This is a genomic window from Roseovarius sp. CH_XMU1461 (genome assembly GCF_037027165.1).
GTDB classification, from domain to species: Bacteria; Pseudomonadota; Alphaproteobacteria; order Rhodobacterales; family Rhodobacteraceae; genus Roseovarius; species Roseovarius nubinhibens.
The window spans coordinates 897,690-920,297 of sequence record NZ_JAYMDV010000001.1; the positions used below are offsets into that span (position 1 = coordinate 897,690).

At 65.6% G+C, this 22,608-nt stretch carries 21 protein-coding genes; 11 read left to right on the top strand and 10 right to left on the bottom strand.

All coding sequences use genetic code 11. The annotated features are described in order from the left end of the window. Positions 1-6 precede the first annotated feature (6 nt). The 4 genes from WA237_RS04260 to rbfA all read right to left on the bottom strand — a co-directional run bounded on the left by WA237_RS04260 (position 7) and on the right by rbfA (position 2,739). On the bottom strand, positions 7-549 hold the full coding sequence (locus tag WA237_RS04260; protein WP_336096798.1) for a DUF1643 domain-containing protein: 543 nt from the start codon (positions 547-549) through the stop codon (positions 7-9). Positions 550-588: 39 nt separating this feature from the next. Continuing rightward, positions 589-1,497, bottom strand: coding sequence for a tRNA pseudouridine(55) synthase TruB (truB, locus tag WA237_RS04265; RefSeq protein ID WP_336096799.1), 909 nt, complete (start codon positions 1,495-1,497; stop codon positions 589-591). A 107-nt stretch (positions 1,498-1,604) separates the two neighbouring features. Continuing rightward, complete coding sequence (locus WA237_RS04270; protein WP_336096800.1) at positions 1,605-2,357, bottom strand: phosphodiester glycosidase family protein; 753 nt, start codon at positions 2,355-2,357, stop codon at positions 1,605-1,607. After that, positions 2,344-2,739 (bottom strand): 30S ribosome-binding factor RbfA, encoded by a 396-nt coding sequence (gene rbfA / locus WA237_RS04275; protein ID WP_009813307.1) that lies wholly within the window; start codon positions 2,737-2,739, stop codon positions 2,344-2,346. Before rbfA ends, WA237_RS04270 begins: the two co-directional genes overlap by 14 nt. Before the next feature lie 86 nt (positions 2,740-2,825). On the opposite strand from rbfA, the gene dapB reads away from it, so the two are divergent. Then, the gene (dapB, locus tag WA237_RS04280) at positions 2,826-3,638 is read left to right on the top strand and encodes a 4-hydroxy-tetrahydrodipicolinate reductase (protein WP_336096801.1); all 813 of its coding nucleotides are present in this window, start codon (positions 2,826-2,828) and stop codon (positions 3,636-3,638) included. Positions 3,639-3,674: 36 nt separating this feature from the next. Here the strand turns inward: dapB and WA237_RS04285 are convergent, their stop codons facing one another. Next, complete coding sequence (locus WA237_RS04285) at positions 3,675-3,869, bottom strand: DUF1674 domain-containing protein (RefSeq protein ID WP_009813309.1); 195 nt, start codon at positions 3,867-3,869, stop codon at positions 3,675-3,677. A 66-nt stretch (positions 3,870-3,935) separates the two neighbouring features. On the opposite strand from WA237_RS04285, the gene WA237_RS04290 reads away from it, so the two are divergent. The 8 genes from WA237_RS04290 to WA237_RS04325 all read left to right on the top strand — a co-directional run bounded on the left by WA237_RS04290 (position 3,936) and on the right by WA237_RS04325 (position 14,052). Further along, positions 3,936-5,210: an RsmB/NOP family class I SAM-dependent RNA methyltransferase gene (locus WA237_RS04290; protein WP_336096802.1), complete on the top strand. Its 1,275-nt coding sequence runs from the start codon at positions 3,936-3,938 to the stop codon at positions 5,208-5,210. Positions 5,211-5,284: 74 nt separating this feature from the next. After that, the gene (locus tag WA237_RS04295) at positions 5,285-6,685 is read left to right on the top strand and encodes a hypothetical protein (RefSeq protein ID WP_336096803.1); all 1,401 of its coding nucleotides are present in this window, start codon (positions 5,285-5,287) and stop codon (positions 6,683-6,685) included. Positions 6,686-6,843: 158 nt separating this feature from the next. Then, positions 6,844-8,562 carry a heparinase II/III family protein gene (locus WA237_RS04300; RefSeq protein ID WP_009813312.1) on the top strand — a complete coding sequence of 573 codons (1,719 nt, stop codon included), beginning with the start codon at positions 6,844-6,846 and terminating at the stop codon, positions 8,560-8,562. Between the two features lie 12 nt (positions 8,563-8,574). Further along, positions 8,575-10,170, top strand: a complete 1,596-nt coding sequence (purH, locus tag WA237_RS04305; RefSeq protein ID WP_336096804.1) for a bifunctional phosphoribosylaminoimidazolecarboxamide formyltransferase/IMP cyclohydrolase — start codon at positions 8,575-8,577, stop codon at positions 10,168-10,170. 18 nt (positions 10,171-10,188) lie between these two features. Beyond that, positions 10,189-10,659, top strand: coding sequence for a signal peptidase II (lspA, locus tag WA237_RS04310; protein WP_009813314.1), 471 nt, complete (start codon positions 10,189-10,191; stop codon positions 10,657-10,659). Positions 10,660-10,711: 52 nt separating this feature from the next. Continuing rightward, positions 10,712-11,233: a DUF3035 domain-containing protein gene (locus WA237_RS04315; RefSeq protein ID WP_009813315.1), complete on the top strand. Its 522-nt coding sequence runs from the start codon at positions 10,712-10,714 to the stop codon at positions 11,231-11,233. Between the two features lie 129 nt (positions 11,234-11,362). After that, positions 11,363-12,736, top strand: coding sequence for a M16 family metallopeptidase (locus WA237_RS04320; protein WP_336096805.1), 1,374 nt, complete (start codon positions 11,363-11,365; stop codon positions 12,734-12,736). Beyond that, complete coding sequence (locus WA237_RS04325) at positions 12,733-14,052, top strand: M16 family metallopeptidase (protein ID WP_336096806.1); 1,320 nt, start codon at positions 12,733-12,735, stop codon at positions 14,050-14,052. Before WA237_RS04320 ends, WA237_RS04325 begins: the two co-directional genes overlap by 4 nt. Here WA237_RS04325 and WA237_RS04330 read toward each other — a convergent pair. After that, the gene (locus tag WA237_RS04330; RefSeq protein WP_336096807.1) at positions 14,049-14,786 is read right to left on the bottom strand and encodes a 2-dehydro-3-deoxygalactonokinase; all 738 of its coding nucleotides are present in this window, start codon (positions 14,784-14,786) and stop codon (positions 14,049-14,051) included. The two genes, WA237_RS04325 and WA237_RS04330, sit on opposite strands and share 4 nt — an antisense overlap. Further along, the gene (locus tag WA237_RS04335) at positions 14,783-15,208 is read right to left on the bottom strand and encodes a TIGR01244 family sulfur transferase (RefSeq protein ID WP_009813319.1); all 426 of its coding nucleotides are present in this window, start codon (positions 15,206-15,208) and stop codon (positions 14,783-14,785) included. Before WA237_RS04335 ends, WA237_RS04330 begins: the two co-directional genes overlap by 4 nt. Positions 15,209-15,379: 171 nt before the next feature. On the opposite strand from WA237_RS04335, the gene radC reads away from it, so the two are divergent. Further along, the gene (gene radC, locus WA237_RS04340) at positions 15,380-16,132 is read left to right on the top strand and encodes a RadC family protein (protein WP_009813320.1); all 753 of its coding nucleotides are present in this window, start codon (positions 15,380-15,382) and stop codon (positions 16,130-16,132) included. Between the two features lie 6 nt (positions 16,133-16,138). Here the strand turns inward: radC and WA237_RS04345 are convergent, their stop codons facing one another. The 3 genes from WA237_RS04345 to secA form a co-directional block, all read right to left on the bottom strand. Next, a complete protein-coding gene (locus WA237_RS04345; protein ID WP_336096808.1) occupies positions 16,139-17,701 on the bottom strand; it encodes a substrate-binding domain-containing protein in 1,563 nt (520 codons plus the stop codon). 26 nt (positions 17,702-17,727) lie between these two features. Further along, a complete protein-coding gene (locus tag WA237_RS04350; RefSeq protein ID WP_336096809.1) occupies positions 17,728-18,720 on the bottom strand; it encodes a hypothetical protein in 993 nt (330 codons plus the stop codon). A 134-nt stretch (positions 18,721-18,854) separates the two neighbouring features. Continuing rightward, entirely contained in the window at positions 18,855-21,557 is a 2,703-nt protein-coding gene (gene secA, locus WA237_RS04355) for a preprotein translocase subunit SecA (RefSeq protein WP_336096810.1), read from the bottom strand. A 190-nt stretch (positions 21,558-21,747) separates the two neighbouring features. On the opposite strand from secA, the gene WA237_RS04360 reads away from it, so the two are divergent. Further along, positions 21,748-22,608 (top strand): peptidylprolyl isomerase, encoded by an 861-nt coding sequence (locus tag WA237_RS04360; protein ID WP_009813324.1) that lies wholly within the window; start codon positions 21,748-21,750, stop codon positions 22,606-22,608.

A 22,608-nucleotide genomic window follows, 5' to 3' on the forward strand; every position in this document is an offset into this window, starting at 1 on the left:
TCTTGGTTAACCTGCGAGGGTGGCGAGCTGCGCCATCTCGTCCGGGCCCCAGATCCGGGGCTGTTCGGCATAGCCGATGTAGAGCGGGTGTTTCGGGTGGCCCGCCTTGGTGAGGCCCAGATGATGCACCGCGCCGCCCGCCTCGGACAAAAGCCGCGCCACGGCCGCGCCGCGCGTCAGATGGTCGCCATGGCTGCCCCAGGCGGCGATGACCTGATCCGCCCAAGGCAGGCTGTCGCGGATCGCGGCATCGTTTTCGGCCCCCACCGGATCCATGGCGGCGCGCATGGCGCGGGGGTCAGTGTCGCGCCAGGCAAAGATATTTGTGACCCTAAAGCTGCCAAATCCAAGCGTGCGCGCCCGCCGCTCGCAACGTTCCACGGTGGGATCGTTCTGCACCTCGGTCGCGGTCGAGGGGTTGAGCATGATGAAGAGCGCCCGCCGCCCTGTCGCATCCCATTCGCGGGTCAGCATGTAGCGGTAGCGTTCGCAATCGGAATAGATGGCGGTCGAGGGCGCGTCGCCCTTTTGATGGCTGCGGGTGATCATGCGCCATTTCTGCCGAAGCGGAGGGTCAGGCGCAAGGGATCAGCCGACAAAGACGCGGCTTGGGTGCAGCTCGCCCGCCTTGTAGACGCCCACGGCGACGGCGCGGCCCTCATGCGAGGCCCAGCATTCATCGCCATATTCCACGTCATTCGCGGCCATCACCATGCCCGGATTGCCATTGCGCAGACGCGCGGCGCCTTCGGCGGTGGCGCGCAGTTCCGGCAGATCGTCGAGGCCGATCTCGAGCGGCAGAAGATGCGCGTCGAGCGCCGGGTCCTTGGCGAGGCGGTCGACCTCGTCAAGGCTGATGCCCTGCGCGACGTCGAAGGGGCCGGACCAGGTGCGCCGCAGCCAGGACACATGGCCATAGCAGCCCAGCGCCGCGCCGAGATCGCGGGCGATGGAGCGCACATAGCCGCCTTTGCCACAGACCATCTCAAGCTCGACATGATCGGCATCGGGACGGTCCACGAGGGTGAGCTCTTCGACCCAGAGGGGGCGCGCGGCGATTTCCACGTCCTCGCCATCGCGGGCGAGCTTGTAGGCGCGCTGGCCGTCGATCTTGACCGCCGAGAATTTGGGCGGCACCTGCATGATGTCGCCAACAAAGGGCATGAGCGCCTCTTTGATCGCCGCATCATCGGGGCGGACGTCGCTTTCGGCGATGATCTCGCCCTCGGCATCGTCGGTGTTGGTGGCCTGCCCGAGACGCACGACAAAGCGGTAGGCCTTGAGCGCGTCGGTGATATAGGGAACGGTCTTGGTCGCCTCGCCCAGCGCCACGGCGAGCACGCCGGTCGCCTCGGGGTCGAGCGTGCCGGCATGGCCCGCCTTGGAGGCCGCGAGCGCCCAGCGCACCTTGTTGACCACGGCGGTCGAGGTGATGCCGGCGGGTTTGTCCACCACCAGCCAGCCGGAGATGTCGCGCCCCTTGCGTTTGCGTCCCATATGCGTGCCTCTATCGCTGTGATCAGGCTGCGGGGGCTAGCCCAGCCAGCGCGGCCTGTCAATCAATGGGCTTGGGCCGGTTGGGCCTACCCCGGTTCTGCCCAAGCTTAGTCTGTCGCGTCTTCGACCACGCCGACGATCGGCCCCATGGGGAAGCCGCGATCGTGGCGACCGGAGCCCGGCGCATAGAGCCGCGACACCTTGCCATCGAAATAGAGCGCGTTGGGCAGTTTGAGCGTGTCGCGAAACAGCGTGCCGAACGTGTGGAAATTGACCCGCTCGTCCGAGATGGCGAGCACCACGCGCTGCCCGTCGGCGGAGGTGCCGACGCCGTTGCGGATGTGCACGCTGTCGCTGTCGGGCAGAAAGCGCGGATGCAGTGCCCCGTCGATCACCAGCATCGGCCCCGATTGCGTGGCATAGCGACAGTCCGGCGCGGCGGCCTCGAAGGCGAGGCTTTCGATCACATCGGCGCGGCCGTCGCGGATGCAGAACACGCCATTCGGCAGGAGGCCGAAATTGCCGGGGCCCTTGGAGGTGATCAGCCGCATCGCCTGCTGGCCCTCTTCGACATAGAGGCCGACGGGACCGAGATCATTGTGATACATGCCCGCGTTCATCGCCACGCCGAGCCGCTCGCCCCGGTCGCGCAGCATCTGATCGACGCGCGGGAAACTGCCCAGAACCTCGCCCTCGGGGGTGCTGTGGAAGAGGCGAATCACCTCTGTGCCAGCGTCGATCTCGCAGATGGTGAACTCTGCCCCCTCATGGGTCAGGGCGCGGCAGCCGGCCGCCTGAGCAGAGGCGGGCCAGAGCACCGCCACGAGGGCGGCCGTGACGAGGGCTCTAGTCCTCGACATCTCGGCGCACGTCGTCCTGATCGAAGAGGCGGCGGGTTTCATCCATCTGATCGAAGGTCTGATCGAGGCGAAAGCGCAGCTCGGGCGCGTATTTCAGCCCCAGCTTGCGGCCAATGATCCGGCGCAATTCGCTTTGATTGCGGGCCAGAAGGCCGACGATCACGTCCTGACCCTTGCCGCCGAGGGGCAGCACATAGGCGGTGGCGATCTTGAGATCGGGCGAGGTGCGCACCTCGCCGACTGTCACCGACATGCGGTTCAGTTCGGGATCGTGGATGTCGCCACGCATCAGCACCTCGGACAATGTCCGGCGGATCAATTCGCCGACGCGCAGCTGACGCTGCGACGGGCCGGGACCATCATGAAACTTGTTCTTAGCCATAGGCCTCATCTAAGCCGTTCGCGCCCCTTTGCCAAGGCGGCACGGCGGCGCTATGCAGGGGCCATCGCTTTGAAGGAGGGCGCAGGATGACGGATTTGCCAGGGATCGTGGTGACAGGCGTGTCGGGCCGCATGGGCCAGATGCTCGTCAAGACCATCCGGGAGAGCGGGCGCGCCCGGCTCTGCGGGGCGCTGGAACGGCCGGGCCATGACTGGGTGGGCCAGGATCTTGGCCGCGCCATGGGCGGGGCCGAGAGCGGCGTCATCGTGAGCGACGATGCGCTCGAAGTGCTGGCCACCTGTGACGCGGTGATCGATTTCACCGCCCCCGCCGCCACGGTCGAGTTTGCCGCGCTGGCCGCGCAGGCGCGGATCGCGCATGTGATCGGCACCACCGGCATGACCGAAGAGGACATCGCCAAGGTGGATGCCGCCGCCCATCACGCCACTATCGTGCGCGCCGGCAACATGAGCCTCGGGGTCAACCTGCTGGTGCAGCTCACCCGCAAGGTGGCCGCCGCGCTCGACGAGGATTTCGACATCGAGGTGATCGAAGCCCATCACAACCAGAAGGTCGATGCGCCCTCGGGCACGGCCCTGATGCTCGGCCAGGCCGCCGCCGAAGGCCGGGGCGTGTCGCTCGAGGACGTGTCGGACCGGGGCCGCGATGGCATCACCGGGGCGCGCAAGCGGGGCGATATCGGGTTCACCGCCATTCGCGGCGGCGACATCGTGGGCGAGCATGACGTGCTCTTTGCCGCGGCTGGCGAGCGGATCGTGTTGCGTCATATGGCGACGGATCGCGCGATCTTTGCCCGTGGCGCGGTCAAGGCCGCGCTCTGGGGTGTCGGGCGCGGGCCGGGGCATTTCGACATGATGGATGTGCTTGGGCTGAAATAGGGTCTGATTTTGATCCCTTAACAGCGGCCGTCGCGGTCAGAAATCGACCGCGATGCCCTTTTTCTCCCAATCGCCATAGCGCACCGGTTCCGGGCCCTTGCGACCGCCGAGCTCTTTGGGCAGCGGCGCCTCGGCCTCAGCCAGACGGCGGCGTTCCTCGGCCTCGGCCAGCGCGCGCTGGGCGGCGGGGGGCAAATCCTTGCGGTCCGTGGGCTGGCTGTCGTCGCTCATCTTATGCTTCCTTTGGCCTTGTGTGCTTGATATAGGCCAGACTTCCGCAAGAGCCAAGGAGCGCCCATGTCCAGACCTGCCCCCTCTCCCCGGCACAGTGCCGTGTGGATGCTCGACAAGATCACCGGCGAAGGCCGGATGTTGCAGGATCTTCTGGCGGCGGGTGCGGTGGATCGGCTCGACCCGGCGGATCGGGCGCGGGCGCAGCGGCTCACCACCCAGACCCTGCGGGCGATGGAACGGGCGGATCGGCTCATTTCCCGGCATGTGAAGAAGAAACCGCCGCTGACCATCCGCAATATCCTGCGGCTGGCGACGGTCGAGCTCGCCTATGGCGGCGACGCGCATGGTGTGGTGGGCGAAGCGGTGACGCTCGCCGGTGAAGGCCAGCGGTCGCAGAATTACAAGGGTCTCGTCAACGCGGTGCTGCGCAAGATCGCCGAAGAGGCGCCGCGCTCGTGGAACGATCTGCGGGTGCCGCGCCTGCCCGGTTGGCTGCGTGGGCCGCTGCTCGAGGCCTATGGGCCGGGGGCGGTCAACGGGATGGAGGCGGCGCATTTCGCGGGCGCGCCGCTCGACCTCACGGCCAAGACGGACGCGGCGGCGCTGGCCGAGGCCACGGGCGGCACGCTTTTGCCCAGCGGCTCGGTCCGGCTGACCGATCCGGGGCAGGTCTCGGCCCTGCCCGGCTATGCCGAGGGCGCGTTCTGGGTGCAGGATGCCGCCGCCGCGATGCCGGTGCGCATATTAGACCCTAAACCGGGCGAAAACGTGCTCGACCTCTGTGCCGCGCCGGGCGGCAAGACGCTCCAGATCGCCGCCAGCGGCGCCAGCGCCACCGCGCTCGACCTGTCGGCGCAGCGGATGCAGCGGGTGCAGGAGAACCTCGAGCGCACCGGGCTCGCGGCGAGTTGCGAGACCGGCGATGCGCTGCGTCACACGGGCGGGCCTTATGATGCGATCCTGCTGGATGCGCCGTGCTCGGCCACCGGCACGCTGCGCCGTCACCCCGACCTGCCCTTTGCCAAGGATGGCTCGGACATCGGGCGGCTCATCACGCTGCAGGGCGAGATGCTCGACCATGCGCTGAGCCTGCTCAAACCCGGTGGGCGGCTGATGTTCTGCACCTGCTCGCTCTTGCCGGATGAGGGCGAATGCCATGTCGAAGAGGCGCTTTTGCGCCATGAGGGCCTGGTGGTGGACCGCGAGGCGCTCGCCCAGCCCGGCATCGACCCGGCCTGGATCACCGAAGAGGGCGGGCTGCGGCTGCGGCCCGATTATTGGGCAGATCAGGGCGGCATGGACGGGTTTTACATGGCGCTGTTGCGCAAACCCGGCTGATCCGGGCGGGGGCCATTGTAATCACCGGCGATCCGCGCAACGGTGCGGGCGATAGCTCTCTGGTCGATTTTCAGATGCCACTTTCACACCGCCTTTCCCCCGCCACCGGCCTCGCTTTGCTGCTGGTCTGTGCCGCTGTGCTGATTCGCGAATGGCTGGGCGAGGGGGTGCTGGGGCTGCTGCCTGTCGTTTTGACCGCGCTGTTGCTGGCGCTGCTCACCCTGCAGGTGCGCAAGGGGCGGCAGGTTTTCGTGGCAATTGGCCTGTGTTTGACCCTGATTTTGGCGCTGAGCGATGACAATTGGCGCGCCACGGTCCTCAAGGGGCTTGGCACGGCCGGGTTTATCGCGGCGTTTTTCACGGCGCTGGCGTCCTTGCGCAGCGCGGCGGGCAGCTCGGCCTCGATGTCGCGCGCGGGGCGGTTTCTGGCGCAGCAGCCTCCGGGGCGGCGCTATCTCGCGCTGACCCTTGGCGGGCAGCTTTTCGCGCTGGTGCTCAACTATGGCTCTATCGCGCTGCTGGGCGGGCTGGCGAGCGATGCCGCCGAGGCAGAGCCCGATGCCGAGATCCGCGGTCACAGGCGGCGGCGCATGCTCCTGGCCATTCAGCGGGCGTTCGTGTCGATGCTCACCTGGTCGCCGCTGTCCTTCAGCATCGCGGTGTCCATCGCGCTTATCCCCGGGGCGACATGGCCAGATGTGGTGCTGCCGGGCATCGTCTCGTCTCTGCTGATGGCAGGGACGGGCTGGGCGCTCGACACGATCTTTCGCCCTCGGCTCAACCAGCCGCGCCCGGCCTTTCGCCCGCCCGAGGGCGATTGGAGACTGCTGGCGCCGCTCTTTATCCTGCTCGGCCTGCTGGTGATCGCGGTGGTATTGCTGACATGGCTCACGGGCATTCGCGTGGTGGGGATCGTGCTCTTGGTCGTGCCGTTGCTGGCGGTGGCCTGGGTCCTGTTGCAGCGGCGCGAAGACCCGACGGCGGCGAGCCTCGGCCAGCGCAGCCGCAGGTTCTTTTGGACCGAGATGGCGGGTTATCATGGCGAGCTCACGCTGTTGATGATGGCGGGCTATATCGGCACGGTGGGCGCACCGATCCTCACGCCGCTGCTGCTGGCCTCGGGGCTCGATCCGCTTGGGCTTCCGGTCTGGGCGATCCTGCTCTGCATCATCTGGATCATCCCGGCGCTCGGGCAGCTTGGCATGAACCCGATCCTCGCGGTGACACTTCTGGCGCCGATGGTGCCGAGCGCGGCGGCGATGGGGCTCAGCCCGGCGGCGATCATCGTGGCGATCACCGCGGGCTGGGCGCTCAGCGGGGCGAGCTCGCCCTTCACCGCGACGACACTGCTCATCGGGTCTTTCGCCAATATCAGCGCGGCGCGGGTCGGCCTCGTCTGGAACGGGGCGTTTACCCTCACGGCAGGGGCGGTGATGAGCCTTTGGGTGCTGATCCACGCGCTCTGGCTCGGCTAGGGCGGACGGGGAAAATCCGAGACACTCGGCCCGGCCTAAAGCGGTGACTTGGCAGAAAGCCTCATGTATGGTCGGGGCGGAACACGCGCCAGCAAGAGCGCCACGAGGCAAGGTAGATGTGGACTTCTCATATGATTTCCGCGCGTTGGGCGCTCTTGATGGACCGGATCGCGGCGCGGCGGGCCACGATGTCGCGCCCGGCCACCGCCTTTCTGTCCCAGCCTGAACCGCGCACCATCGGCAGCTTTGCCCGGGGGCGGCAGCTCTGTGCCGGGAATTTCCTCTTTGCCGGGCAGCTTGTGCAGGCCGAGGGCAAGAGCATCTGGCAGATCACCCCGCCGGACCGCGCCTTTGCCGCCGAGTTGCACGGCTTTGCCTGGCTCGACGATCTGGCGGCGGTGGGCGATGGCCCGGCGCGCAAGACGGCGCAGGCGTGGATTGCGGAATGGATCGCGCGCTATGGCGCGGGGCGCGGGCCGGGCTGGACCGCCGATCTGGCGGGGCGGCGGCTCATCCGCTGGATCAGCCATGCCTTTCTCATCATGCGCGGGCAGGAGGCCGAGGCCACCGATGCCTTTATGCTGTCGCTGGCGCAGCAATCGCATTTCCTCGGGCGGCGCTGGCAGGCGGCGCGGCCCGGGCTGCCCCGGATCGAGGCGCTGACCGGGCTGATCTATGCCGGGCTGTCGCTGGAGGGGATGCGCGATTACGTCGGGCCGGCCAATGCGGCGCTGGCGCGGGAATGCGATGCGACGATCTCGCCCGATGGCCTCTTGGCGTCGCGCAATCCCGAGGATCTTCTCGATATTTTCACCCTGCTCACCTGGGCCGAAATGGCGCTGAGCGAAGCCGAGGTGCCGCCGAGCCCGGCGCTGCAGGGCGCGATTGAACGGATCGCGCCGATCCTGCGCAGCCTGCGCCATGCCGATGGCGGGCTGGCGCGGTTTCATGGCGGCGGGCGCGGCCTTGAAGGGCGGCTCGATGCGGCGCTGGCGGCGAGCGGCATCAAGGCAGCCGCGCCGGGCGGCATGGCGATGGGCTATACAAGGCTCAATGCCGGGCGGACCACGATCATCACCGACACCGCGCCACCGCCTCTGGGGGCTGTGGCGGGCGATGCCCATGCTTCGACCCTCGCCTTCGAGATCACCTCGGGGCGGCGACCTCTCATCGTGAATTGTGGCTCGGGCAAGAGCTTTGGCCCGGAATGGCGGCGGGCGGGACGGGCGACACCATCGCATTCGACGCTGGTGCTGGCAGGGGATTCGAGCGCCCGGCTCGGGCCGTCCGGTCCCACCGAAGACTGGCTCGTCTCCGGGCCGCGCGATGTGCCGGTGCAGACCCGCCGGGCCAGCGACGGTCTGCGGCTCGAGGCGGCGCATGATGGCTATGTCAGCCGCTTTGGCCTGACCCATGCCCGCAGCATCGACATGACCTTTGATGGCCGTGGCGTGGCGGGCGAGGATATGCTGCTGGCGCTCGACGACAGCGATCAGCGGCGGTTCGATGCGGCGCTCGATGCCACGACGCTCGACGGGATACGGTTCGACATCCGCTTTCACCTGCACCCGGATGTCGATGCGACGCTCGATATGGGGGGCAATGCCGTGTCGCTGGCGCTGCGCAGTGGCGAAATCTGGGTGTTTCGCAGCGAAGGACGCGGCGAAATGCGGCTTGATCCCAGCGTTTACCTAGAAAAAACGCGTTTACGGCCCCGTGCGACCAAACAGATTGTTCTATCCGGGCGCGCAATAGAGTATGCGACCCGCATCAGGTGGTCTTTGGCCAAGGCGCAGGAAACCCCCGTCGGCATTCGCGATCTCGAACCCGACGATGCGTTCGCGCCCGAGGCTGAGCCCACGGAACACACAGACTAGGATTTGCTGCCCATGCCCTCTGCCACGCTTGCGCCCGTCAAACGCGCCCTTCTTTCGGTTTCCGACAAGACCGGTCTCATTGAACTGGGCCAGGCCCTCGCGGGGCTTGGGGTCGAACTTCTGAGCACCGGGGGCAGTGCCAAGGCGCTGCGCGAGGCGGGGCTCGAGGTGCGCGACGTGGCCGATGTCACGGGCTTTCCCGAGATGATGGATGGCCGGGTCAAGACGCTGCACCCGATGGTGCATGGCGGTCTGCTGGCGCTGCGCGACAATGCCGATCACCTCAAGGCGATGGACGAGCATGGCATCGGCGGGATCGATCTTCTGGTGGTCAACCTTTACCCGTTCGAGGAAACCGTCGCCAAGGGCGCCGATTACGAGACCTGCATCGAGAATATTGACATTGGCGGCCCGGCGATGATCCGTGCGGCGGCCAAGAACCATGGCTTTGTCACCACCATCGTCGATGTCGAGGATTACGACGCGCTGCTGGCCGAACTGCGCGGCAATGATGGCGCGACGACGCTCGCCTTCCGGCAGAAGATGGCGATGACCGCCTATGCGCGCACCGGGGCCTATGACGCCGCCGTCTCGGGCTGGATGGCCGATCAGCAGGGCGACACCGCGCCGCGCCGCCGCGCCGTGGCCGGCACGCTCGCGCAGGAGCTGCGCTATGGCGAGAACCCGCATCAGCAGGCGGCCTTCTATGTCGATGGCTCGAACCGTCCCGGCGTTGCCACCGCCCAGCAGCATCAGGGCAAAGAGCTCAGCTACAACAATATCAACGACACCGACGCGGCCTTTGAGCTGGTGAGCGAGTTTGACCCGGCGCAAGGCCCGGCCTGCGCGATCATCAAACATGCCAACCCCTGTGGCGTGGCGCGGGGCGCGACGCTCAAAGAGGCCTATGGCCGCGCCTTTGATTGTGACCGCACCAGCGCCTTTGGCGGCATCATCGCCCTGAACCAGCCGCTCGACGGGGCCACCGCCGAAGAGATCGTGCAGATCTTTACCGAGGTGGTGATTGCGCCGGGTGCCGATGACGACGCCCGCCGGGTCTTTGCCGCCAAGAAGAACCTGCGCCTGCTGACCACCGAGGCGCTCGCCGATCCGGCGGCGGCGGCCCGCACCATCCGTCAGGTCTCGGGCGGGTACCTCGTGCAGGACAAGGACAATGGCGTGATCACCCGTGACGATCTCAAGGTGGTGACCAAACGCGCACCCTCCGAGCAGGAGCTCGAGGATATGCTCTTTGCCTGGAAAGTGGCGAAACACGTCAAGTCGAACGCCATCGTCTATGTCAAGGACGGCGCCACCGTCGGCGTCGGCGCGGGCCAGATGAGCCGCGTCGACAGCTGCCGCATCGCCGCCCGCAAGGCTGAGGACATGGCCGAGGCGCTCGGGCTCGACGCGCCGCTGACCCGCGGCTCGGTCGTGGCGTCGGATGCGTTCTTTCCCTTTGCCGACGGTCTGCTGACCGCAGCCGAGGCCGGGGCCACCGCCGTCATCCATCCCGGCGGCTCGATGCGCGACGACGAGGTGATCGCCGCCGCCGATGAGGCCGGGCTTGCCGTGGTGCTCACCGGTATGCGCCATTTCCGTCACTGACACCCAAGCGAGGACGCCATGCGGATAGTATTCTGGGCCGGGCTGGCCACGTTTTTGATCGACCAGATCAGCAAATATATCGTCGTGCACGCGATGAACCTGCGCGAAATCGGGTCGATCGACATCTGGCCCCCACTGCTCAATTTCCGCATGGCGTGGAATTACGGCATCAACTTTGGCTTTCTGTCGGGGGACTCGGCCCTCACGCGCTGGGTGCTGATTGCCGTGGCGCTGATCATTTCCGCCTCGGTTCTGTGGTGGGTGCGCAGCGATCCGGCGGGCAAGTGGCAGAAAATCGCCGCCGGTCTGCTCATTGGCGGGGCGCTCGGCAATGTGATCGACCGGCTGCGCTATGGGGCAGTTGCGGACTTTCTCAACATGTCCTGCTGCGGCTTTGACAACCCTTATGCGTTCAATGTCGCAGATATCGGGGTCTTTGCGGGGGCCATCGGGGTGGTGATCTTTTCCAATAGCGAAAAGCCTGCGTGACGCGCCGCCCTCGATGCGCTAGAACATGGGCCAAACTGGCTGGAGGCACCTAATGCGCAAGTCGCATGTCATCATTCTTCTGACCGCCCTGACGGTGGCGCTTGGCGGCTGCGCCAAACGCGGCGAAGCGCCCAAGCTTGCGCATTTCAAGAAGACCGGCAACGGCCCGGATGAGTTTACCGTGCTGCCCACCCATCCGCTGCAGACGCCGACCAGCTATAACGCCCTGCCCGCCCCGACGCCGGGCGGTGTGAACCTTGTTGACCAGAACCCCGAGGCCGATGGCATCGCGGCGCTGGGCGGCAATGCCGCCGCGCTCAACAGCACCTCGGCCGCCGAGGCCAACCTGATCAACCACGCCCGCCGCGAAGGTGCGACCCCGGACATTCGCCAGACCCTGCGGACCGAGGACAATGACCGCCGCCGCCGCTATGGCCGGGTCAATATCTTCCGTCTCGGGCCGATCGACGATTACACCGCCGCCTACAAGCGTCAGTGGCTCGATGCCGATGCCGAGAAACAGCGGCTCGAGCGTCGCGGCATCGCGACCCCCTCTGCCCCGCCGGCAGAGTAATACGCCGCCACCCAGAGTGTTGCCAGCCACACCCCCTGAGCTCATCACGGCTTTGTCAGGGCGGTTGAAGCCTGCGCGAAAGACCGTATCTATCGGGGAGCACGCGAGCAGCACCCCCAGGGAGAGCCTATGCACAACCGTATCACCGCCATTCTGGCCCTTGTCGCCGGGCTTGGCCTGACCAGCCCGGCCTGGGCCCAGTCAGACACCGCCATCGACGCCGCGGGCGAGGCCGATCAGGTCAGCCATTTCACCCTTGATAACGGCATGGACGTGGTCGTCGTCGAAGATCACCGCGCCCCGGTCGTCGTACAGATGGTCTGGTATCGCGCCGGATCGGCGGATGAGAAACCCGGCGCTTCGGGCGTCGCGCATTTCCTCGAACATCTGCTGTTCAAAGGCACCGAGACCCTCGCGCCGGGCGAATTTTCCGCCACCGTGGCGCGCAATGGCGGCTCGGACAATGCCTTTACCAGCTATGATTACACCGCCTATTTTCAACGCATCGCCGCCGACCGGCTCGAGCTCATGATGCGGATGGAAGCGGACCGGATGGTCAATCTGCAGCTCAGCGAGGCGGATATCGCCACCGAGCGCGACGTGATCATCGAAGAGCGCAACCAGCGGGTCGAGAACGATCCCGGCGCGCTCTTCCGCGAACAGCGCAACGCGGCGCAATATCTCAACCATCGCTATGGCGTGCCGATCATCGGCTGGCGTCATGAGATGGAGGCATTGGGCCTCGCCGAGGCGCTCGATTATTACGAGACCCATTATGCGCCCAACAACGCCATTCTCGTGGTGGCGGGCGATGTCGAACCGGACGAGGTGCGCCAGCTGGCCGAGACCTATTATGGCGTGATCCCCGCCAATCCCGACCTGCCCGACCGCGCCCGCCCGCAAGAGCCGCCGCAGACCTCGGCCCGGCGTCTGGTGATGTCCGACCCACGCGTCGCGCAACCCTATGTCACCCGCTCCTATCTCGCGCCCGAACGCGATCCCGGCGCGCAGGAAGAGGCCGCCGCGCTGACGCTTCTGGCCGAGCTTCTCGGCGGTGGCATCACCTCGGTGATGTCGCAAAAGCTGCAGTTCGACGAGAAGATCGCGGTGCAGAGCGGTGCCTGGTACAGCGGCACGAGCCGCGATGATGCAACGCTCAACCTGTCGGTGGTGCCGGTGGATGGGGTGAGCCTCGAAGAGGCCGAGGCCGCCATGGACCGGGTCATCGCCGAGTTTCTCGAGACCGGCGTCGACGAGGCCCAGCTCGCCCGGCTCAAGACCCAGCTGCGCGCCGCGCGCATCTATGCCCGCGACGATGTCGGCGCGATTGCCAACCGCTATGGCCGGGCGCTCGCCGTCGGGCTGAGCATCGAAGATGTGCAGGCCTGGCCCGCGCTGCTCGATGCGGTGACGCCGGATCAGATCATGGAGGCCGCGCGCAAGGTCTTTGACGACAGGACATCGGTCACCGGCTGGCTGACCCAAACGGAGGTTTCCCAATGATCCGCGCCGCGCTTGTTGCCATCGGCCTCTTGGCCGCCCTGCCCGCCCGGGCCGAGGTTGAGATTCAGGAAATCACCACCCCCGGGGGCATCACCGCCTGGCTGGTCGAAGAGCATTCGAACCCCTTCGTGGCGCTCGAGCTGCGGTTTCGCGGCGGCACCTCTCTGGATACGCCCGAGACCCTCGGCGCGGTGTCTTTGATGACCCACACGCTCGAAGAGGGGGCGGGCGACATGGATGCCAATGCCTTTGCCACCCGCAGCGAAGAGCTCGCCGCCTCGTTCAGCTATAATGTCTATGACGATGTGCTGAGCGTTTCGGCCAAGTTCCTCACCGAGAACCGCGATGAGGCGGTCACCCATCTGCGCGAAAGCCTGGTGAACCCGCGCTTTGACCAAGACGCGGTGGACCGGGTGCGCGGGCAGATGCTGTCGATCATCCAAAGCGACGCCAAGGACCCCAATGCGCAGGCCGGGCGGGCGCTCGATCAGCTGGTCTTTGGCGATCACCCCTATGCCAATAGCGGCGATGGCACGCTTGAGACCGTGACGGCGCTGACCCGCGAGGATGTGCTGGCCGCGCATAAGGCCGCGATTGCCCGTGACAGGCTCTATGTCAGCGCGGTGGGCGATATCACCGCTGACGAGCTGTCGGCGCTGCTCGACCGGCTGCTCGGCGATCTGCCGGAGACCGGTGCGCCGCTGCCCGGCCGGGCCGAGCTCAACCTGCCCGGCGGCACCCATGTGACACCCTTTGCCACGCCGCAATCGGTGGCCGTCTTTGCCCAGCCGGGCATCGACCGCGATCACGAGGATTTCTTTGCGGCCTATCTGCTCAACCATATTCTCGGCGGCGGCGGGTTTGAAAGCCGGCTGATGACCGAGGTGCGCGAGAAACGCGGGCTGACCTATGGCGTCTATGCCTATCTCGCCAACAAGGACAATGCCGATCTCTGGGCCGGCTCTGTCGCCTCGGCCAATGACCGGATCGCAGAGGCGATCGAGGTGATCCGGGACCAATGGGCGCGGGTGCAGACCGAAGGCGTCACCCAGGCCGAGCTCGACGATGCCAAGACCTATCTCACCGGGGCCTATCCGCTGCGCTTTGACGGCAATGGGCCGATTGCCAATATCGCGGTCGGGATGCAGATGGACGACCTGCCCACCGATTATATCGCGACCCGCAATGACAAGGTGATGGCGGTGACGCTCGAGGATGTGAACCGCGTGGCGCGCGACTATCTCGATCCTGACAAGCTCACCTTTGTGGTGGTCGGCCAGCCCGATGGGCTAATGCCCGACACGGCCGCGAACTAACCGGCCTCGGCCAGACCCAGACGCTGTGCCAGCGCCGCGAGGCCCTGGCGCAGCGCCGCCTCTGGCGCGTCCCGCTCGACCGGGACGCCCTGCGCCCGCAGCGCCTCGGCATAGGCATCGCCCTCGGCCCCGCCCAAGACGATCACCGCCTGACCGAGCCAATAGGGCCGCAACGCCGCCAGTTCCGCCCCGATCAACGCACCCGTGACATCCGCCGCAGCGCCCGCCATCTCGGCCCGGCGCAGATGCAGCGCGATCTTTTCCGGCCGGGCCAGCGCATCCTCGACCGCCGCAGGCGCGGCCTCTGCCGCCCCGCCCAGCGCCGCGATGAGCCGCGCGGTGACACTGCCTTGAAAACTGACGATCTCTTCGGCGCTGATCTGCAGCCAATGGGTCACATCGCGCCCGGCGTGACAGATCACCCCGTCCCAATGGTTGCGCGTCGACACCACGCCCGCCGCCGCGAGCCGCGCCCAGCCCGAAAGCCGGTCGAGCGGCGCCTCTTGGACCATATCGCCCAGCGCCGCGCCACTGTCGGGCAAGAGCGCGGCAGGGGGCTTGTCCTGCCCCGCGCCGATGCGGATCAACCGGCTGTCACCCTCGGCCTTGAGCGCGCGCAGAACCCCCGGCTCATCGGCCTCGGTGGCCTCGGCCAGGATCTCGGATCCGCACAGCCGATAGCCGCGCCATCCCGCCGCGTCAAAGGGTCCAAGAGCCAGCCAGTCGGCGCTCATGCGCCCTGCATGCTCTGCAATTGAGAGATGATGCCGCGCATGTCATAGCCCGCCTGTTCGGTGCGCTCGACGATCTCCACCGGGTCGAGCCGGTCGAAATTGGCGATGGTCCAGAGCATCGTGCAGCGCGTGCCGCTGCGGCAATAGGCGAGGATCGGCCCCGGCAGCTGATCGAGGGCCTGACGGAACCGGTCCGCCGCCTCTTCGGTCACCACGCCCGAGACGATCGGCAGCATGAGAAACTCCATCCCGGCCTTGCGGGCCTCGGCCTCGACATCGCAATGGTCGCATTGACCGTATTCTTCATTGTCGGGACGGTTGCAGATGATGCTGCGATAGCCGGATTTGGCAATCTCGGCCACGTCCTCGGGCAGAATTTGCGGGGCAACGGCGAAATCATCGGTGATCTTGCGCAGATCCATCTTTGGCTCCTTGGCTGATTGCCACGTGTATGCGCCGATTTTTGCACAACTTTCAATCACCAAGCCATATCCCGGCAAAACAACGCCGGATGTGACTGATCTCATGGGATTTTCCGGGGCGCAGCATCGCCCTTAACCACGCGTTAACCGTGGCCGCGGAAACTCATCCGCATGACCCGCGCAAATGGATTCGCCGATGCCTGCCTGCCGCTTTTCGCGGCGGGCGAGCCTGTGCCGGGCGACGGCCGCCTGCCCTCCTATATCCGCGACCACCGGCAGCGGCTGCGCGAACGGTTCATGCAGGGCGGGGCGGCGGCGCTGCCGGATTACGAATTGCTCGAACTGCTGCTCTTTCGGGCCATCCCCCGCCGCGATGTGAAACCGCTGGCGCGCGCGCTGCTCGACATGTTCGGCGATTTCAACGGGGTGATTTCCGCCCCGCCCGAGCGGCTCGGCGCCCTGCCCGGCGTCGGCCCTGCCGTGATCTGCGAGCTCAAGCTTGTCGAAGCGGCGGCGCATCGGCTGGCCCGGGCGCGGGTGCTACATCGGCCTGTGATGTCGGGCTGGGACGCGCTGCTCGACTATTGCCGGACCAGCATGGCGCATCGCGACACCGAACAGTTTCGCATCTTTTTCCTCGACACGAAAAACACGCTCATCGCCGATGAGGATCAGGCGCGCGGCACGGTCGATCACGTGCCGGTCTATCCGCGCGAGGTGGTGAAACGGGCGCTGGCCCTCAACGCGACGGCGCTCATCCTGGTGCACAACCACCCCTCCGGCGATCCCACCCCAAGCCAGAGCGACATCGCCATGACCGCGCAGATTGCCCAGGCCGCCGGCAGCCTTGGCATCACGCTTCATGATCACATCATCATCGGCAAATCGCGCGAGCTGAGCTTTCGCGCCGAAGGTCTGCTCTAGCCGCCGCTAGCGCACCCAGACCTCGACCCGGCGGTTGGCGCGACGGCCCCATTCGCTATCGTCGCAGGCCATCGGCATCGCCTCGCCAAAAGCCTGTGTCTCAATGCGCAGCCGCGACAGGTTGGCGGTCTCTGCCGCCGCAACAACCGCCTCGCGCACCGCCGCCGCCCGTTTGCGGGCGATCTGCCGATTGGGCCCCGCCGGGCCATCGCCATCGGAAAAGCCCACAAAGACCAGCCGCCGCGTGTCATAGAGCCCGCGCTCGAGCGCCTGCGCCAGCTGGGTCACGTTGGACCGCGACTGCGCATCGAGCCGCGCCGAGCCCGGTTCGAACCGAAAGGTGGTGGTGAGCCGCTTGAGCGGTGTCAGTACCCGCACCATCTGTTGCAGATCCTCAAGGCTCACATCCTCGCCCGCGCGCAGCACCGCATTGGCGAACCGATCCCCTTGCGCATCAATGGCGATCTCTTCCGGGAGCTGATCGACATAGCCCGCCCGCCGGATCACCAGCTGCGCCGCTGGGCTGCGGGTATAGGCGAGGAATTCGCGCACCAGACGCGGAAAGCGCCGCGCCGGGCTATAGAGAAACACCGGCGCGGTGAGCGGGTAATCCTCGGTCTTGACCGCGCGCCGCGTGGCCGTCGTCTCGAACCCGCATTCGCCGGTGAGCGCCAGCTCGCGCAAGGTGGCCTTGTCGGTGCGGCTGCCAATGCCGAGGGCAAAGGGGTCGCGGGTGACGCTATGGACGAGCGTGGTGAGGGATGGGTGACGCCGCGCCTCAGCGGCAAATGCGCGGGTCTCGCCCAGAAGCATCCGGTCCTCGGTCGCCTGTCCCAGCCCGGTCTCGGCCGCCAGCAGATGCACCGCGATGGGCGCGTCCGGCCCGCCGAGATCCTGCCAATTGTCGATCTCGCCCGCCAGAACGCTGGCGAGTTGGGTCGTGGTGATGCTGCGCACCGGGTTGTCCGGCGTCACCAGCGGCACCAGCGCATCAAGCGCCAGCACCCGGCTGCGCCGCCGGTCGGTGAGATCGCCGATCCCCGCATCCTCGGCCAGCCGCGCCTCATCGGGGCGCAGCTCGCGCAGGCTCATCACGATATCGGCTTCATTGGCCAGAAGATCGGCAAAGCCTTCGTCGGAATTGGTCAGGTGGAAATGGAACCGCCCGCGCAGCGCGCCGGTCTGGCGGTCCTCAAAGCGATAGATCGCCCGATGCCCATCCGCCCCATCGACGCGGGTGACGTCATAGCCCTCTTTCTGGCCAAAGGCCGCCATCAGCGCGGGCAGCAACAGCCGGCCCACCGCGGGCGCGCCGGAAAACCGCACCTCGGCCACGAAATTCGTCAGGTCCGGACAGCCCGGCCCCTCGCAGAGCACCCCAGAGCCATCGACCGTCAATTCGCCATAGATCGTATCGACGCGATAGAACTCGCCATCGAAGCCAAGAAGATTGCCGGAAATTTCAACCGCGCCATCGCGCGAGGTCAATGTCACATCCTGTGCCGCGCCCGGTTGGGCCGTGACACATACAAAAAGTGCGGCGAGGATCGCCGCACAGAACCTTGTCATGGGTATGCCCCCGGGTAACTGCGGAATTATCTCGCAGCGACTTTCAAGTCATTGAGCAGGTTTTTCAACACCAGAAAGTCACCCGCCGCATCGCAATCCGGAATTGACAGGATGAGATCCTGCGACCGCGTCTTGCCATTCACCGGAAACTCGAGCGTCTGGGCCTCGACATCCTTCATGCAATTCGCCTGTGTCACCTGCGCCTCGACGCTGAGCGTGACCTGCGCCTCGGGGTTCGTGCCGGTGGGGTAGCTGTAGACATCGGCCATCAGCGGCTCTGCGGCGCGGGCATCGCCCAGACGCACGAGAAAGCCGCCAGCGCCGGTGGTCATGTCGCGCGGCGCCTCGGCCCAGACATGGCCGTCGCTGCCATAGTCGGCCCCGTCTTCACGGGCGTGAAGCTGCAGACCGCTCTGGCCTTTCCACTGCACCACGACCCGGTCGTATTGGGTGAATTCCGGCACTTTGGCCGTGGCCACCGCGCCTTCGCCATTCATGAAGGCCACGATAAACACCGGCTCGGCCGACAGGGCGGGCACGATCAATTCGCTGCGGCCGTCATCATCTGTGATCGCGGTGACCATGAGACCGTTGTGATGCAGGGTGAACCGTTCATTGGCGAGGCAATGCGCCGACAGCTCGAGCCGCACCATCGCCGCCGCGAGCGGCGTCACATTCAGCTCTTGCTCGCAGGTCAGCGCGGGCGCGTTTTCCTCGCGCGGCAAGGCCGGCAATTTCGTTTGTTTTTCAGGCGCCGGGCCGCTGGCCACGGCGGGCAGCGGCGACACCGGTTTCTGCGCCACGCGCGGCGCGCTCGGCAGGGCCGAGGTCAGGGTCACATCGCTGACGGCGAGACGGCCGAGCGTTTCGGCCTTGCCCAGCGGCGTGGTGGTCACGGGGGCGGGTTTTGCGTGGTTGACCGCAGAGGATCCACCAGCGTGGCTCTGCATGTATTGCGCGGCGGCCAGTGCAATGGCGAGCGTGGCGACGCCCATGGCGGCAATCCGAATCTTTTGCATAACGACTCTCCCGAACCTGAAACGGTACTGGGAAAGACTCGCCGATAAGTTGGGCGCACGTGTGGCAACCCTAAGATGCTTGTAAGGCCAGTTTGCCCGGATTTAGCTCAAATTCGGGCAAACTGAAAAACGCGTCAGAGCTTGCCGTGGCAATGCTTGAACTTCTTGCCGGAGCCGCAGGGGCAAGGCTCGTTGCGGCCCGGTTCGCCCCATGTGCTAGGGTCGTTCTCGTCAAAGCCGGGGCGCGCATCGCCGGGTGCCTCTGCGGCGGCTTCAGGGCTGTCGCCCTCTGCCGCAGCCGCCATCGCCGCCCGCTGTTGCAACATCTGCTGCATCATCGCCTGCTGCTCTTCCTCGGACATCGGCCGCACTTTGGAGAGCTGCTGGGTCACGTCCTGACGCAGGCTGTTGAGCATCGATTCAAACAGCGCAAAGGCCTCGGTCTTGTACTCGTTAAGCGGATCGCGCTGCGCATAGCCGCGAAAGCCCACGACGCTGCGCAGATGTTCGAGCGTCAGAAGATGCTCGCGCCATTTGCCGTCGATCGTGTTGAGCAGAACCTGCTTTTCCACCATGCGCATGTTCTCGGGGCCGAACTGCACCGCCTTCTGCGCCATCATGTCATCGGCGGCGGCCTCGATCCGGTCGGCGATATCCTCGTCGTCGACGCCCTCTTCATCGCCCCAGGCCTGCACCGGCAGATCCATGTTGAGCTGTTCCTTGAGCGCGCCATGCAGCCCATCCATGTCCCATTGATCGGCATAGGTCTTGGGCGGCATATACTGATCGACCAGATCGTCGATCACCTCGTTGCGCATGTCCGACACGATAGCCGACAGATCCGCCGCCTGCATGATGTCGAGCCGCTGCTTAAAGATCACCTTGCGCTGCTCGTTCATCACATCGTCGAACTTGAGAAGCTGCTTGCGGATGTCAAAGTTGCGCCCTTCGACCTTGGCCTGCGCGCGCTCGAGGCTCTTGTTGACCCACGGGTGCACAATCGCCTCGCCCTCTTTCATGCCCAGCGTGTTGAGCACCTTCTCAAGCCGCTCCGAGCCGAAGATGCGCATCAGGTCATCGTCAAGGCTGAGGAAGAAGGCGGATTTGCCCGGGTCCCCCTGACGGCCCGACCGGCCGCGCAGCTGGTTGTCGATGCGGCGGCTCTCATGGCGCTCGGTGGCCAGAACGAAAAGACCGCCGGCCTCTTTGACCTTCTGCTCGTCGCCCTCATGCTCGGCTTCGATCTTCTGGCGGATCTCTTCGGGATCGGCCTCAGGATCGGCGGCGATGGCCTCCATGATCTTGAAGTCGACATTGCCGCCAAGTTTGATGTCGGTGCCGCGACCGGCCATGTTGGTGGCGATGGTCACCGCCCCGAACTTGCCCGCGTCGGCGACGATCTGCGCCTCTTGCTCGTGCTGGCGCGCGTTGAGAACGTTATGTTTGATCCCCGCCTGCGTCAGCAACTGGCTGAGCATTTCCGACTTCTCGATCGAGGTGGTGCCCACGAGCGTCGGCTGGCCCTTGGCATGGGCCTCGCCAATCGCTTCGATGATCGCGTCGTATTTTTCCTTGGCGCTGCGATAGACCGCATCGTCGAGGTCTTCGCGGGCGATGGGGCGGTTGGTTGGCACTTCGACCACGCCAAGCCCGTAGATCTCGGCAAATTCCTCGGCCTCGGTGGCCGCGGTGCCGGTCATCCCGCCAAGCTTGTCATAGAGACGGAAATAGTTCTGGAAAGTGACCTGCGCCATGGTCACGTTTTCCGGTTGGATCTCGACGCCTTCCTTGGCCTCGATGGCCTGATGCAGACCGTCCGACAGACGCCGCCCGGCCATCATCCGACCGGTGAATTCGTCGATGAGCATGACCTCGCCATTGCGCACGATGTAATCCTTGTCGCGGGCAAAGATCTTATGCGCGCGCAGGCCCTGGTTCACATGGTGGACGATGGTGGTGCTTTCGGGATCATAGAGCGACTGCTCTTCCGGCAGCAGGCCGCGCTCGCGCAGCAGGTTTTCGAGGAACTCGTTGCCCTCGTCGGTAAAGGTCACGTTGCGCGACTTTTCATCGACCGAATAGTGATCGTCGTGCAGCTCGGGGATCAGCGTATCAATCGCCTGATAGAGATTGGTGCGATCCTCGGCCGGGCCCGAGATGATCAGCGGCGTCCGCGCCTCGTCGATCAGGATACTGTCGACCTCGTCCACGATGGCAAAGTGGTGGCCGCGCTGCGACATCTCGTCGAGCGAGGATTTCATGTTGTCGCGCAGATAATCGAAGCCGAGCTCATTGTTCGTCGCATAGGTGATATCGGCGGCATAGGCGGATTTCTTCTCACCCTGCGGCTGCTGCGGATAGACGACGCCGGTGCTCAGCCCGAGCGCGGCATAGACCTTGCTCATCCATTCCGCGTCCCGCTTGGCGAGATAGTCGTTCACCGTGACGATATGCACGCCCTTGCCGGTCAACGCATTGAGATAGGCCGGGAATGTCGCCACGAGGGTTTTCCCCTCGCCGGTCTTCATCTCGGAAATATTGCCCTGATGGAGGAAAATACCGCCCATGAGCTGTGTATCAAAGGCCCGCAGGCCGAGCGCCCGCTTGGCCGCCTCGCGGCAATTGGCAAAGGCCTCGGGCAGCAAAGAGTCGAGGCTCTCGCCCTTCATGGCGCGTGTCGCCAGCTCTTCCGTCTTGGTCTTGATGCCCTCGTCGGTGAGGGTTTCAAACTCGGGTTCAAGCGCGTTGATCTTGTCGATCAGCGGTCGTGTCGCCTTGATCTTTCGGTCATTCGGGGTGCCGAAAATCTTTTTGGCAACCGTTCCAAGTCCCAGCATATCTGCTCCGCTTTTCGTCAATCGGCGGCTTGTCGCGGGCAATGGCTTGCCCCGTCTATCGCACCACCCTAAAACAGGCCCCAAGGCACAGGTTCCGCCTTGATCCTAAGGCGATGTAAGGGGCTGGTACTTGAGTGTCAACGTCACGCAACCGCGCAGGCTTCTGCGCTTTCCGTCAAAGGATGTTATAATGCTGCACCGTCTTCGCCCGCTCCCTCTCGCCCTGGCCCTTGGTCTGGGTCTTGGCGCGGCCCCGGCCCTGGCCGAAGAAGAAGCCCCCAATGCCGATACCGTCGTCGCCACGGTGGACGGCAATGAAATCACTCTGGGCCATATGATCGTGCTGCGCGCGGGCCTGCCTGCACAGCTGTCGCAGCTGCCGCCGGCCGTGCTCTACAAGGGGATTCTCGATCAGCTGATCCAACAGGCGATCATGGAAAACAACTTTGAGGGCGAGCTGTCCAAAGCCGCCAAGCTCAGCCTCGAGAACGAGCGCCGGGCCCTCATCGCCGGTGAAACGATCAACCGCGTCGCCAATGTCGCGCTGACCGACGAGGCCCTGCAGAAGGTCTATGAAGACACCTACATGACCGCCGAGGCGCAGACCGAATTCAACGCCGCGCATATTCTCGTCGAAACCGAAGAAGAGGCCAAAGCCCTCATCGAAGAGCTCAATGGCGGCGCGGATTTCTCGGCGCTGGCCAAGGAAAAATCGACCGGCCCCTCCGGCCCCAATGGCGGCGAGCTCGACTGGTTCGCCGGCGACATGATGGTCGAACCCTTTGCCGAGGCCGTGGCCAAGATGGAAAAAGGCGCGATCTCCGAGCCGGTCCAGACCCAGTTCGGCTGGCATGTGATCAAGCTCAACGACACCCGCACCAAGGAACGCCCCGAACTCGAAGAGGTCCGGGCCGAGCTTGAGGAAGTCGTACGCCAGCAGGCCATCGACGCCTATATGACCGATCTCTCCGAAGGCGCCAAAGTCGACCGCGAAGCGGGCGATGCGCTCGACCCCGAGATCCTGCTTCAGACCGACCTTCTCGAGGAATAA